The organism is Paenibacillus sp. FSL R7-0198 (assembly GCF_038000415.1).
In the GTDB taxonomy this organism is placed as follows: domain Bacteria; phylum Bacillota; class Bacilli; order Paenibacillales; family Paenibacillaceae; genus Paenibacillus.
The window spans coordinates 2786056-2798150 of sequence record NZ_JBBOCB010000001.1; the positions used below are offsets into that span (position 1 = coordinate 2786056).

A 12095-nucleotide genomic window follows, 5' to 3' on the forward strand; every position below is an offset into this window, starting at 1 on the left:
TTAACCTCCTTCCCGTTCAGGACTTTTTACCAGCTTGCTTTTTTCACGCCAGGGATCTGGCCTTTATAAGCTAATTCACGGAAACAAATTCTGCAAATTTTGAACTTTTGCAGGACCGAATGTGGACGTCCGCAACGCTCACAGCGTGTATATGCACGTACTTTAAACTTAGGTGTACGTTGTTGTTTAACTTTCATCGAAGTTTTTGCCACTTAGCCTGACACCTCCTAAATAATTTCGGAGAAAAGGGAGTCTTTCCAGACACCCGGAAACGTTATGCCAACATTACTTAACGAAAGGCATTCCCATTTGCGTGAGCAATTCGCGGGACTCTTCGTCTGTTTTCGCCGTTGTTACGATGACAATATCCATACCGCGGACTTTATCAACTTTATCATACTCGATCTCTGGGAAGATCAGTTGTTCTTTCAGACCCAGCGTGTAGTTACCACGTCCGTCGAAAGCTTTGCTCGATACACCGCGGAAGTCGCGGACACGAGGAAGCGTAACGTTGAACAGTTTATCGAGGAAGAAGTACATACGCTCGCCGCGCAATGTTACTTTAACACCGATAGGCATATTCTCACGCAGTTTGAATCCTGCGATAGATTTTTTTGCACGAGTGATTACAGGTTTTTGACCTGCGATCAGTTGCAAATCGTTTACTGCGGAATCCAACACTTTGGAGTTTTGAACAGCCTCGCCCACACCCATGTTGATAACGATTTTCTCGATTTTCGGCACTTGCATTACCGTTGTATAGTTAAACTTCTGCATCAAAGCAGGAGCGATTTCTTGCAGGTAACGTTCTTTCATTCTTGATGCCATGAATCATAGCCCTCCTTTCTCATTCGGTTCAATTAGTCGATAATTTCTCCGGAACGTTTAGCAACGCGCACTTTCTTTCCGTTATCCAAAACTTTGTAACCTACACGGGTTACTTTTCCGCTCTTCGGATCGATGTGCATTACGTTGGAAACGTGAATCGGAGCTTCCTTCTCGATAATGCCGCCTTGCGGATTTTGCTGGTTAGGCTTCTGGTGTTTTTTCACCATGTTAACACCTTCCACAAGGACGCGGTTCTCACGAGGATAAGCAGCGATGACACGGCCTTTTTTACCTTTGTCTTTACCGCTGATCACCATAACCGTATCTTCCTTCTTAACGTGAAGTTTGTTGTTATGGGATTCCAGAACTTTTTTCACTCTTGGCATTTCGTACACCTCCTGTTTCTAACATCACGAGATTAAGCTTTAGATAACTTCTGGAGCCAAGGAAACGATTTTCATGAAGTCTTTATCGCGAAGTTCGCGAGCAACTGGTCCGAAAATACGTGTTCCACGTGGGCTTCTGTCGTCTTTTACAACAACCGCTGCATTTTCATCAAAACCGATGTAGGAACCGTCTTTACGACGTACAGAACGTTTCGTACGAACGACAACCGCTCTAACTACATCACCTTTTTTGACAACGCCGCCTGGTGTTGCTTGTTTAACAGAACAAACGATCAGATCACCGATTTGAGCTGTACGACGTCCCGTACCGCCGAGTACGCGGATACACATCAGTTCCTTCGCACCGGAGTTGTCAGCCACAGTCAAACGTGTAAATGGTTGAATCATTTAGTATTCCTCCTTTCAGCAGTGCTGCTGAGCATTAGATGATAACCGCTTTTTCTACGATTTCAGTAAGTCTCCAGCGTTTATCTTTCGAAAGCGGACGAGTCTCCATGATTTTCACCGTGTCACCGATTTTCGCAGTGTTTTCTTCGTCATGTGCTTTGAATTTTTTAGTAACCTTAATGCGTTTATGGTACAAGTTGTGTTTTTTGTAAGTTTCTACAGCAACAACAATTGTTTTGTCCATTTTATCGCTGACCACTTTACCAGTTTGCACTTTACGTGCGTTACGTTCTTCGCTCATTGTTGGCCTCCTTCCTGATTACGGACGGATTGTCCATCCTATCCCTAATTAACCGATTCCCAATTCTCTCTCACGGATAATGGTTTTAGCACGAGCTATTTCTTTCCGCACATCACGGATGCGAGTCGGGTTATCCAGCTGACCGGTAGCTAATTGAAAGCGGAGGTTAAAGAGTTCTTCTTTAAATCCGGCAATCTTTTGCTCGATTTCAGCAGAGGTTAGGTTGCGAAATTCACTAGCTTTCATTTGCTTCACCACCCAATTCTTCACGTTTCACGAACTTCGTTTTGATTGGCAGTTTGTGAGCGGCAAGACGCATTGCTTCGCGTGCAATTTCCTCCGGTACACCAGCAAGTTCAAACATGATCTTACCTGGTTTCACTACTGCAACCCATTTTTCTACGTTACCTTTACCGCTACCCATCCGAACCTCGAGAGGCTTTTGAGTGATTGGTTTGTCTGGGAAAATTTTGATCCAAACTTTACCACCACGTTTGATGTAACGAGTCATCGCAATACGAGCCGCTTCGATCTGACGGTTCGTAATCCAAGCCGGTTCCGTAGCTTGCAGACCGTATTCGCCAAAGTTCAGAGTCGTTCCGCCTTTAGCTTGGCCTTTCATATGTCCACGTTGTTGCTTACGGTGTTTTACGCGTTTTGGTACCAACATGATTAGTTGCCTCCTTCCTTAGCAGCTTGTTTCTTAGCCGTAGGAAGAACCTCTCCACGATAGATCCATACTTTTACGCCGATACGTCCGTAAGTAGTATGAGCCTCTGCTGTACCATAGTCAATGTCAGCACGCAGTGTGTGCAGTGGAACAGTTCCTTCGCTGTAGCCTTCAGAACGTGCGATCTCAGCACCGCCAAGACGTCCGCCTACTTGAGTTTTGATACCTTTAGCACCGGAGCGCATAGTTCTTTGAATTGCTTGTTTCAGAGCACGACGGAAAGAAACACGACGTTCCAATTGTTGTGCAATGCTTTCAGCTACAAGAACAGCGTCCAAGTCTTGGTTCTTAATTTCAGAAATGTTGATGTGTACTTTTTTACCGCCAGCAATTTTCGTAATTTGGTTACGAAGATTTTCAACTTCCGAACCACCCTTACCAATAACCATACCTGGTTTAGCAGTGTGAATCGTTACGTTTACGCGGTTAGCCGCTCTCTCAATTTCTACACGAGATAAAGCGGAGTCTTTCAATTTATTTTTCAGGAATTCACGAATTCTCACGTCTTCCATCAAAAGATCACCGAAGTCTTTGCCTGCATACCACTTAGATTCCCAGTCACGGATAATTCCGACACGGAGTCCGACTGGATTTACCTTTTGGCCCACACATTTCCCCTCCTTCTACTTCTCAGATACCACCAAAGTAATGTGGCTAGTACGTTTGTTAATACGACTTGCACGTCCCATTGCACGAGGGCGGAAACGTTTCATTGTCGGTCCTTGGTTCACGTAAGCTTGCGAGATAACCAAGTTGTTAACATCCAAAGAATAGTTATGTTCCGCATTCGCAATAGCGGAGTTAAGCAACTTCTCAACGATTGGAGAAGCGGATTTCGGAGTGTGACGGAGAATGGCAACCGCCTCACCTACTTGCTTGCCGCGAATTAAGTCAACAACGAGTTGAACTTTACGAGGAGCAATCCGGATAAACTTAGCATGTGCTTTTGCTTCCATTGTGTAACCTCCTCTCAAACATTAAAGATGTTCATTTATCTTCTTGTTTTCTTATCATCATCAGTATGGCCTTTGTACGTACGGGTTGGAGCGAACTCACCCAGTTTGTGTCCGACCATGTCCTCAGTTACATACACTGGCACGTGTTTACGACCATCGTAAACGCCAAATGTGTGTCCGATGAATTGTGGGAAAATTGTAGAACGACGGGACCAGGTTTTGATTACGTTCTTCTTACCTGAAGCTTCCATCTCTTCTACCTTTTTGAGCATGTAGCCATCAATGAATGGCCCTTTTTTCAAACTGCGACCCATGTGGAGATCCTCCCTTCAAACGTAGCTATTATGCATCCGCAGATGCCTCACGAAGTTATGCACAATGTGTATTACTTCGTGCGGCGGCGAATGATGTATTTATCAGAAGCTTTATTTTTCTTACGCGTTTTGTAACCAAGAGTAGGTTTACCCCATGGTGACATTGGCGATTTACGTCCGATTGGAGCACGACCTTCACCACCACCGTGTGGGTGATCGTTAGGGTTCATTACTACACCACGAACCTCAGGACGTTTACCCAACCAACGGCTACGACCGGCTTTACCGATTTTGATGAGCTCGTGGTCTTGGTTACCAACAGATCCGATTGTCGCGCGGCAAACTTTCAAAATACGACGAACTTCTCCGGAAGAGAGACGAACGGAAACGTATTTTTCTTCTTTACCAAGCAATTGAGCTTCTGTACCAGCAGCACGAACCAATTGTCCGCCTTTACCTGGTTTCAACTCGATGTTGTGGATAACAGTACCTACTGGAATGTTTTCGAGTGGCAGTGCGTTACCGATTTTGATGTCTGATTCAGGTCCGGAGAATACTTGATCTCCAACTTTCAAACCTTTAGGAGCGATGATATAACGTTTCTCACCATCAGCATAGTGAATCAGAGCGATGTTGGATGTACGGTTCGGGTCATACTCAATCGTAGCAACGCGGCCCGGTATTCCATCTTTAGTACGTTTGAAGTCAATGATACGGTATTTACGTTTGTGTCCACCACCATGGTGACGAACTGTAATTTTACCTTGGTTGTTGCGGCCTGCTTGTTTGCTCAACGGGGCCAACAACGATTTCTCCGGCTGATTTGTGGTGATTTCCTCAAATGTAGAAACGGACATGTTCCGTCTTGCCGGGGATGTTGGTTTATACTTTTTGATTGGCACTGGGTTTCCCTCCTTACTTCAAAAATTCAATTATACTGTTTCAAAGAACTCAAGCGTTTTGCTGTCTTTTGTCAGCGTTACAAACGCTTTTTTCCATTCGCTAGTATATCCGGAATAACGTCCGTACCGTTTCGGCTTAGCTGGAACACGAAGCGTGTTCACGTTTTTCACTTTTACATTGAAAATAGCTTCTACTGCCTTTTTGATCTCGGTTTTGTTTGCACGGATATCGACTTCAAATACATATTTCAAGTCGTTCATCATGTCAGCAGTACGTTCCGTAATAATCGGACGTTTTACAATATCACGAGGATCCTTCATTACGCGAGCACCTCCTCTACCTTCTGAACTGCTTCTTTCGTAATGATCAATTTGTCGTGCGAAAGCACGTCAAGAACATTAATGCCGTCAGCAGCTACGAATTTCACGCCTGGAATATTCCGTGCGGAAAGAGCTACATTATCATCATAGCTAGGAGCTACGATCAAAGCTTTACGTCCCACTTTGAGGTTACTCAAGATGGCTGCGAATTCTTTAGTTTTAGGCGTGCTCAATGTGAGAGCGTCCAAAACGATAATGTCATTGTCAAGCACTTTGGATGAAAGGGCTGATTTGATCGCCAAGCGGCGAACTTTCTTAGGCAGTTTATACGCATAGCTCCGTGGTGTTGGACCAAATACGATACCGCCGCCTTTCCATTGTGGTGAACGAATTGAACCTTGACGAGCGCGACCTGTACCTTTTTGTTTCCAAGGCTTACGTCCACCGCCACGTACTTCAGAACGTCCTTTTACTTTGTGGGTACCTTGACGAAGGGAAGCGCGTTGCATAAGAACTGCATCGTACAGAACGTGTTGGTTCGGCTCAATTCCGAAAACCGCATCGTTCAATTCAACTTCGCCTACTTGGCTACCATCTACATTGTAAACTGATACTTTTGGCATTTTGTGTTCCTCCTTTCTTCAGTGGTTATTTTTTCACCGTTTCTTTAACTTTAATGAGACTGTTTTTCGGTCCAGGAATGGAACCTTTCACGAGCAACACGTTACGCTCAGCGTCTACTTTAACTACTTCAAGACGTTGGATTGTAACAGTATCATGTCCCATGTGTCCTGGCAGGCGTTTGCCTTTAGGAACGCGGTTAGCTTGGATCGAACCCATTGAACCAGGGCCACGGTGGTAACGCGAACCGTGTGACATAGGTCCAGTGCTTTGTCCCCAACGTTTGATAACGCCGGCAAAACCTTTACCTTTAGAAATACCCGTTACGTCAACGAATTCGCCTTCAGCGAAAATGTCAGCTTTCAGTTCTTGGCCAACTTCATATTCTGCGATGTTGATACCGCGAACTTCACGAACGTAGCGCTTAGGGGCAGTGTTCGCTTTTTTAGCGTGACCTGCTTCTGGCTTGTTAGCATTTTTCTCTTTCTTATCGGAGTAACCGATTTGAATTGCTTCGTAGCCATCGTTCTCAATGTCTTTCTTTTGCAAAACAACACAAGGGCCTGCTTCGATAACCGTTACTGGAACGACGTTACCTTCAGGAGTAAATACTTGAGTCATTCCGAGTTTTTTTCCTAAGATTGCTTTCATGTTGACACCTCTTTTCCTCTATACATGGTCTTTGTTGTAGCTATATTACAATTTAATTTCGATATCTACACCGGACGGCAGATCCAAGCGCATCAAGGCATCCACAGTTTGTGGAGTCGGGTTAACGATGTCGATCAAACGTTTATGAGTACGTTGTTCGAATTGTTCCCGAGAATCCTTGTACTTGTGCACCGCACGAAGAATAGTAATGATTTGTTTTTCAGTAGGAAGCGGAATCGGACCGGATACACCAGCACCCGAACGTTTTGCTGTTTCAACAATTTTCTCCGCGGATTGATCAAGAATTCTGTGGTCGTAAGCTTTCAAACGAATACGAATTTTTTGCTTTGCCATTTTAGTCCCTCCTTCTATCGCCCAATTTTTTATCGGACATACTCCGTGAAAATTTTCTAGCCACTCTCCCATGGCAAAGGGGCCGGGTGTGCCAGTAACCTCTCACATCATCGCAACGTCACAGAACAACATTCATTATTATATAGAAAAGATAGGCGTATTGCAAGCATATTTAAGAAAAACATTTAAACTTATCTTTTCTGATGAAATGACTTCGTTTATTGCAGTGTTTATCTTCAATATCCAGGCTGCCTTGCCAATCCTTCTAAACTCGTAAATGATGTTCATTTCATGTGACGCAGGTTCCGAGCTTTAAACATAATAAAAGAGTTCTCTATCCGATGTCGGATAAAGAACTCTTCCGAAGCTTCGTTACAATACAATGTTACTCGTTCCAGTACACTGTTACATATGCTTTATTCAGCGTTAAGCCGAATTATTTTTGGATAGATGCTACGGAACCGGCACCTACTGTACGTCCGCCTTCACGAATGGAGAATTTAGTTCCTTCTTCAATCGCGATTGGGGAGATCAGGGAAACAGTAACAGTGATGTTATCACCAGGCATTACCATTTCAGTACCTTCAGGCAAGTTGATGATGCCTGTTACGTCAGTTGTACGGAAGTAGAACTGTGGACGGTAACCAGTGAAGAATGGTTTGTGACGTCCGCCCTCTTCTTTAGTCAGAACGTAGATTTGAGCTGTGAATTCTGTGTGAGGCTTAACAGAACCCGGTTTAGCCAAAACTTGGCCACGCTCGATGTTGTTACGGTCAACACCACGAAGAAGTGCTCCGATGTTGTCACCAGCTTGAGCGGAATCCAGCAATTTGCGGAACATCTCAACGCCTGTTACAACAGATTTTTTAGTTTCTTCAGTGATACCAACGATTTCGATCTCTTCGCCGACTTTAACAGTACCACGCTCTACACGGCCAGTAGCAACAGTACCACGACCAGTGATGGAGAATACGTCCTCGACAGGCATCAAGAAAGGTTTGTCAGTTTGACGCTCAGGCAGTGGGATGTAAGTGTCGATCTCTTTGAACATCTCAACGATTTTTTGAGCCCATTCGCCATCTGGGTTTGCCAGTGCTTCACGAGCGGATCCACGAGTGATTGGAGTATCGTCACCTGGGAACTCATATTCGTTAAGAAGGTCGCGAACTTCCATCTCAACCAATTCCAACAACTCTTCGTCTTCAACCATGTCACATTTGTTCAAGAATACAACAATGTAAGGTACGCCTACTTGACGGGAGAGCAAGATGTGCTCACGAGTTTGTGGCATTGGGCCGTCAGCTGCGGATACTACCAAGATAGCTCCGTCCATTTGTGCCGCGCCAGTGATCATGTTTTTAACATAGTCGGCGTGACCTGGGCAGTCTACGTGAGCGTAGTGACGAGTGTCAGTTTCGTACTCAACGTGTGCTGTGGAGATAGTGATACCGCGCTCGCGCTCTTCTGGCGCTTTGTCGATTTGGTCGAATGCTACAGCAGCACCACCGTAAGTTTTGGACAATACAGTTGTGATTGCAGCAGTCAGTGTTGTTTTACCATGATCGACGTGACCGATAGTACCGATGTTAACGTGGGGTTTATTACGTTCGTATTTAGCCTTTGCCATTTGAACGTGGCCTCCTTAAAATTATAATTTTATGTTTTCACTGAATGAAGTGCTCCGAATTAAATTCTTATGCACTTGCATCCAGTGTGAGAAAACTACTCGGTGCCTTTTGTTTTGGCAACGATTTCTTCAGCGATGCTCTTAGGAACTTCTTCATAGTGAGAGAGTTCCATGGAGAATACGCCGCGTCCTTGAGTACCGGAACGAAGAGTTGTAGAGTAACCAAACATTTCAGACAGAGGTACCTTAGCACGGATGATTTGAGCTCCACTACGGGAATCCATACCTTCGATGCGGCCACGACGGGAGTTCAACATACCCATTACGTCACCCATGTACTCTTCTGGAACAGTTACTTCTACTTTCATGATAGGCTCAAGCAGAACTGGTTTACACTTGTCTTTAGCCGCTTTAAGCGCCATAGATCCGGCAATTTTAAATGCCATCTCGTTGGAATCGACATCATGGTAAGATCCGTCTACGATTGTAGCCTTAACGTCAACAAGCGGGAAGCCTGCAATAACGCCGTTTTTCATTTGCTCTTCAATCCCTGACAGTGCAGGTTGAATGTATTCTCTTGGAACGGAACCACCGACAACCTTACTTTCGAACTGGCTGCCTGTACCCGGCTCGAGAGGTTCGAATTCAACCCATACGTGACCGTATTGACCACGACCACCGGATTGACGTACGAATTTACCTTCAACGCGCGCTGGAGCACGGAATGTTTCACGGTAAGCTACTTGTGGTTTACCCACAGTAGTTTCAACCTTGAACTCACGACGCATACGGTCGATGATGATATCAAGGTGAAGCTCACCCATACCTGCCAAGATTGTTTGACCTGTTTCTTCGTCAGTATGAGCACGAAGAGTTGGATCCTCTTCAGTCAACTTACCGAGAGCAACACCCATTTTATCTTGGTCAGCTTTGGTTTTAGGTTCAACGGCGATTTCGATAACCGGATCAGGGAAGTTCATTGACTCCAGGATAACCGGATTTTTCTCATCACATAGTGTATCACCTGTACCCGTATCTTTCAAACCTACGGCAGCTGCAATATCACCGGAGTAAACTTCAGTGATCTCTTGACGGCTGTTCGCGTGCATTTGAAGGATACGACCGATACGCTCACGTTTGTTTTTAGTGGCATTCAATACATATGATCCGGATTGAAGAACACCGGAGTATACGCGGAAGAATGTCAATTTACCAACGTAAGGGTCAGTCATGATTTTGAATGCCAATGCGGAGAATGGCTCTTCATCAGAGGACTTACGAACTGCTTCAGTTCCATCTTCAAGATGACCAGTGATTGATGGTACATCTGTTGGAGCTGGCAAGTAGTCGATAACAGCATCCAACATCAGTTGAACACCTTTGTTACGGTATGAGGATCCACAGATAACTGGGAAGATCTTAACATCTACAACACCTTTACGGAGTACGGCTTTGATCTCATCAATTGTGATCTCTTCGCCTTCCAGGTATTTCATTGTCAAATCTTCGTCCAATTCAGCAACGCGTTCAATCAACTCGTTGCGAAGTTCTTCAACTTGATCTGCAAATTCTGCAGGAATGTCGGTTTCTTCGATATCTTGTCCAAGATCATCTTTGTACATATGAGCTCTTTGTGCAACGATATCGATGATACCTTTGAAATCATTTTCAGCGCCGATTGGAAGTTGAATCGCAACAGCGTTCGCTTGAAGGCGATCACGCATGTCAGATACAACGTTCAGGAAGTCAGCACCGATGATATCCATTTTGTTTACATATGCGATACGAGGTACGCCGTACTTGTCAGCCTGTCTCCATACGGTTTCGGACTGAGGCTCAACGCCTTCTTTCGCACTGAATACACCAACTGCTCCGTCCAATACACGAAGGGAACGTTCAACTTCAACAGTGAAGTCAACGTGTCCCGGGGTATCAATAATATTAACGCGGTGGCCTTTCCAAGCAGCGGTAGTTGCAGCGGAAGTAATCGTAATTCCGCGCTCCTGTTCCTGTTCCATCCAGTCCATTGTCGCAGCGCCTTCGTGTACTTCACCGATTTTGTGCGTACGTCCTGTGTAGAACAAGATCCGCTCAGTTGTCGTGGTTTTACCCGCATCAATATGAGCCATGATCCCGATATTACGTGTATTTTTCAAGGAGAACTCTCTAGCCATGAAATGGGTCTCCCTTCAAAATTGAAGTTTTTTATTGTGAACTGAATCCTACCAACGGTAGTGAGCAAACGCTTTGTTCGCTTCAGCCATTTTGTGCGTATCTTCACGTTTTTTAACGGAAGCGCCTGTGTTGTTGGAAGCGTCGATGATCTCAGCCGCCAAACGCTCTTCCATTGTTTTCTCACCGCGGTTGCGGGAGTAGTTCACGAGCCAACGTAGTCCCAGAGCAGTACGTCTCTCTGGTTTTACCTCGATTGGTACTTGGTAGTTGGCACCGCCGACACGGCGAGCTTTAACTTCCAGGACTGGCATGATATTCTTGATTGCTGCTTCAAATACTTCCATCGGGTCATTACCCGTACGTTCTTGAATCAACTTGAACGCATTATACAGAATGCTTTGAGCAACACCGCGTTTTCCGTCGAGCATGATGCGATTGATCAAACGAGTAACCAACTTGCTGTTGTATACCGGATCTGGCAACACGTCTCTTTTCGTAACTGGACCTTTGCGTGGCATGGATATCCCCCTTTCTTTCTTGTTCAGCAGACCCTGTACCTTCCAGACCTAAGCCAGAAGGCTTTCAGGTTCTCTGCTTATAATGGTTTAGGCTTTTTTAGCTTTTGGACGTTTTGCACCGTATTTCGAACGAGCTTGCATACGGTTGTTTACGCCTGCAGTATCGAGAGCTCCACGAACGATGTGATAACGAACTCCTGCAAGGTCTTTAACTTTACCTCCGCGGATCAATACCACACTGTGCTCTTGAAGGTTATGTCCGATTCCCGGGATATAAGCAGTTACCTCGAGACGGTTCGTCAAACGAACACGAGCATACTTACGAAGTGCAGAGTTTGGTTTACGTGGAGTCATTGTACCTACACGAGTGCAGACACCACGTTTTTGTGGGGCACTGATGTTAGTAGATTCACGTTTCAAAGCGTTGAATCCTTTTTGCAAAGCTGGAGATTTTGACTTCTCAACTTTTGCTTGACGTCCTTTACGAACCAGTTGATTAATAGTTGGCATGTGATTGCCACCCCCTTCCTCAAATATTCATGTTTCTTTATAAACCTCTTTTAGCTAAGTCCACAGACCCAGGCGGTTCATAAAAAGACAAATGAAAAGTTTTTGCCTTGGAGAATCCCTAAAAGTTCTCGGACAAAAACGTTCCTTACACTATCATTTTACGACAGCAGCCATAGCTGCTCCCACTCCAATCCCGCAAGCTTTGCCGAGATTTTTCATTGTATCCACTTTCGTGTACTTCACATTGTGTTGTTCACACAAAGCAATGATTTTGGAAGTGAGCTGCGGATCACTATCTTCTGCGACATAGACTTCAGAAGCCATACCTGTCTGCACCATCCGCATGGTCTGTTTGGTACCTATTTTGACATGAGCATCTTGCAAGGCTTTTTCATTAGACATTGTGCATTCCTCCGAATAGAACCATGTACAATCAGCTGCCCACGCACCTTTGATATATTAGCATCTAGCGCAAGCATTGTCAATGCTAATC

20 protein-coding genes are annotated in these 12095 nt (G+C 44.9%); all 20 read right to left on the minus strand.

The window, feature by feature from the left end; translation table 11 throughout:
• Positions 1-26: 26 nt before the first annotated feature.
• The 20 genes from MKY87_RS12070 to MKY87_RS12165 all read right to left on the minus strand — a co-directional run bounded on the left by MKY87_RS12070 (position 27) and on the right by MKY87_RS12165 (position 12004).
• Positions 27-212 carry a type Z 30S ribosomal protein S14 gene (locus MKY87_RS12070; protein ID WP_013312154.1) on the minus strand — a complete coding sequence of 62 codons (186 nt, stop codon included), beginning with the start codon at positions 210-212 and terminating at the stop codon, positions 27-29.
• Between the two features lie 73 nt (positions 213-285).
• On the minus strand, positions 286-828 hold the full coding sequence (gene rplE, locus MKY87_RS12075; RefSeq protein ID WP_338588647.1) for a 50S ribosomal protein L5: 543 nt from the start codon (positions 826-828) through the stop codon (positions 286-288).
• 32 nt (positions 829-860) lie between these two features.
• On the minus strand, positions 861-1214 hold the full coding sequence (gene rplX / locus MKY87_RS12080) for a 50S ribosomal protein L24 (RefSeq protein WP_017692086.1): 354 nt from the start codon (positions 1212-1214) through the stop codon (positions 861-863).
• 39 nt (positions 1215-1253) lie between these two features.
• Positions 1254-1622: a 50S ribosomal protein L14 gene (gene rplN, locus MKY87_RS12085; protein ID WP_017692085.1), complete on the minus strand. Its 369-nt coding sequence runs from the start codon at positions 1620-1622 to the stop codon at positions 1254-1256.
• Between the two features lie 34 nt (positions 1623-1656).
• Positions 1657-1923, minus strand: coding sequence for a 30S ribosomal protein S17 (gene rpsQ / locus MKY87_RS12090; protein WP_017692084.1), 267 nt, complete (start codon positions 1921-1923; stop codon positions 1657-1659).
• Positions 1924-1971: 48 nt separating this feature from the next.
• Entirely contained in the window at positions 1972-2169 is a 198-nt protein-coding gene (rpmC, locus tag MKY87_RS12095; RefSeq protein WP_017692083.1) for a 50S ribosomal protein L29, read from the minus strand.
• On the minus strand, positions 2159-2593 hold the full coding sequence (rplP, locus tag MKY87_RS12100; RefSeq protein WP_017692082.1) for a 50S ribosomal protein L16: 435 nt from the start codon (positions 2591-2593) through the stop codon (positions 2159-2161). The genes rpmC and rplP overlap by 11 nt, the downstream gene beginning before the upstream one ends.
• Positions 2594-2595: 2 nt before the next feature.
• Positions 2596-3261, minus strand: a complete 666-nt coding sequence (gene rpsC / locus MKY87_RS12105) for a 30S ribosomal protein S3 (protein WP_076216858.1) — start codon at positions 3259-3261, stop codon at positions 2596-2598.
• A gap of 15 nt (positions 3262-3276) precedes the next feature.
• The gene (gene rplV / locus MKY87_RS12110) at positions 3277-3609 is read right to left on the minus strand and encodes a 50S ribosomal protein L22 (protein WP_024633583.1); all 333 of its coding nucleotides are present in this window, start codon (positions 3607-3609) and stop codon (positions 3277-3279) included.
• A 35-nt stretch (positions 3610-3644) separates the two neighbouring features.
• On the minus strand, positions 3645-3923 hold the full coding sequence (gene rpsS / locus MKY87_RS12115) for a 30S ribosomal protein S19 (RefSeq protein ID WP_062836183.1): 279 nt from the start codon (positions 3921-3923) through the stop codon (positions 3645-3647).
• A gap of 71 nt (positions 3924-3994) precedes the next feature.
• Entirely contained in the window at positions 3995-4825 is an 831-nt protein-coding gene (rplB, locus tag MKY87_RS12120; protein ID WP_017692078.1) for a 50S ribosomal protein L2, read from the minus strand.
• A gap of 30 nt (positions 4826-4855) precedes the next feature.
• A complete protein-coding gene (gene rplW / locus MKY87_RS12125; protein ID WP_017692077.1) occupies positions 4856-5146 on the minus strand; it encodes a 50S ribosomal protein L23 in 291 nt (96 codons plus the stop codon).
• Positions 5146-5769 (minus strand): 50S ribosomal protein L4, encoded by a 624-nt coding sequence (gene rplD, locus MKY87_RS12130; protein WP_017692076.1) that lies wholly within the window; start codon positions 5767-5769, stop codon positions 5146-5148. The genes rplW and rplD overlap by 1 nt, the downstream gene beginning before the upstream one ends.
• Positions 5770-5794: 25 nt before the next feature.
• Complete coding sequence (gene rplC / locus MKY87_RS12135; RefSeq protein WP_024633587.1) at positions 5795-6418, minus strand: 50S ribosomal protein L3; 624 nt, start codon at positions 6416-6418, stop codon at positions 5795-5797.
• Positions 6419-6463: 45 nt separating this feature from the next.
• Entirely contained in the window at positions 6464-6772 is a 309-nt protein-coding gene (gene rpsJ, locus MKY87_RS12140; RefSeq protein WP_017692074.1) for a 30S ribosomal protein S10, read from the minus strand.
• A 436-nt stretch (positions 6773-7208) separates the two neighbouring features.
• Positions 7209-8399 (minus strand): elongation factor Tu, encoded by a 1191-nt coding sequence (gene tuf, locus MKY87_RS12145; protein ID WP_062836181.1) that lies wholly within the window; start codon positions 8397-8399, stop codon positions 7209-7211.
• A gap of 95 nt (positions 8400-8494) precedes the next feature.
• Entirely contained in the window at positions 8495-10573 is a 2079-nt protein-coding gene (gene fusA / locus MKY87_RS12150) for an elongation factor G (RefSeq protein ID WP_091039168.1), read from the minus strand.
• A gap of 48 nt (positions 10574-10621) precedes the next feature.
• Positions 10622-11092, minus strand: a complete 471-nt coding sequence (gene rpsG, locus MKY87_RS12155) for a 30S ribosomal protein S7 (RefSeq protein ID WP_018753997.1) — start codon at positions 11090-11092, stop codon at positions 10622-10624.
• Positions 11093-11179: 87 nt separating this feature from the next.
• Positions 11180-11602, minus strand: a complete 423-nt coding sequence (rpsL, locus tag MKY87_RS12160; protein ID WP_017692070.1) for a 30S ribosomal protein S12 — start codon at positions 11600-11602, stop codon at positions 11180-11182.
• 153 nt (positions 11603-11755) lie between these two features.
• Positions 11756-12004, minus strand: a complete 249-nt coding sequence (locus MKY87_RS12165; protein ID WP_047841123.1) for a ribosomal L7Ae/L30e/S12e/Gadd45 family protein — start codon at positions 12002-12004, stop codon at positions 11756-11758.
• Between the last annotated feature and the right edge of the window lie 91 nt (positions 12005-12095).

Excerpts from the sequence above, each read along its gene's own strand:
- fusA (WP_091039168.1), bottom strand. The coding sequence starts at position 10,573 with ATGGCTAGAGAGTTCTCCTTGAAAAATACACGTAATATCGGGATCATG.
- rplX (WP_017692086.1), bottom strand. The coding sequence starts at position 1,214 with ATGCCAAGAGTGAAAAAAGTTCTGGAATCCCATAACAACAAACTTCAC.
- rpmC (WP_017692083.1), bottom strand. The coding sequence starts at position 2,169 with ATGAAAGCTAGTGAATTTCGCAACCTAACCTCTGCTGAAATCGAGCAA.
- rplV (WP_024633583.1), bottom strand. The coding sequence starts at position 3,609 with ATGGAAGCAAAAGCACATGCTAAGTTTATCCGGATTGCTCCTCGTAAA.
- rpsS (WP_062836183.1), bottom strand. The coding sequence starts at position 3,923 with ATGGGTCGCAGTTTGAAAAAAGGGCCATTCATTGATGGCTACATGCTC.
- rplC (WP_024633587.1), bottom strand. The coding sequence starts at position 6,418 with ATGAAAGCAATCTTAGGAAAAAAACTCGGAATGACTCAAGTATTTACT.
- rpsJ (WP_017692074.1), bottom strand. The coding sequence starts at position 6,772 with ATGGCAAAGCAAAAAATTCGTATTCGTTTGAAAGCTTACGACCACAGA.
- rplN (WP_017692085.1), bottom strand. The coding sequence starts at position 1,622 with ATGATTCAACCATTTACACGTTTGACTGTGGCTGACAACTCCGGTGCG.
- rpsG (WP_018753997.1), bottom strand. The coding sequence starts at position 11,092 with ATGCCACGCAAAGGTCCAGTTACGAAAAGAGACGTGTTGCCAGATCCG.
- rplE (WP_338588647.1), bottom strand. The coding sequence starts at position 828 with ATGGCATCAAGAATGAAAGAACGTTACCTGCAAGAAATCGCTCCTGCT.
- rpsL (WP_017692070.1), bottom strand. The coding sequence starts at position 11,602 with ATGCCAACTATTAATCAACTGGTTCGTAAAGGACGTCAAGCAAAAGTT.
- rplW (WP_017692077.1), bottom strand. The coding sequence starts at position 5,146 with ATGAAGGATCCTCGTGATATTGTAAAACGTCCGATTATTACGGAACGT.
- rpsQ (WP_017692084.1), bottom strand. The coding sequence starts at position 1,923 with ATGAGCGAAGAACGTAACGCACGTAAAGTGCAAACTGGTAAAGTGGTC.
- tuf (WP_062836181.1), bottom strand. The coding sequence starts at position 8,399 with ATGGCAAAGGCTAAATACGAACGTAATAAACCCCACGTTAACATCGGT.
- rplP (WP_017692082.1), bottom strand. The coding sequence starts at position 2,593 with ATGTTGGTACCAAAACGCGTAAAACACCGTAAGCAACAACGTGGACAT.
- rplD (WP_017692076.1), bottom strand. The coding sequence starts at position 5,769 with ATGCCAAAAGTATCAGTTTACAATGTAGATGGTAGCCAAGTAGGCGAA.
- MKY87_RS12165 (WP_047841123.1), bottom strand. The coding sequence starts at position 12,004 with ATGTCTAATGAAAAAGCCTTGCAAGATGCTCATGTCAAAATAGGTACC.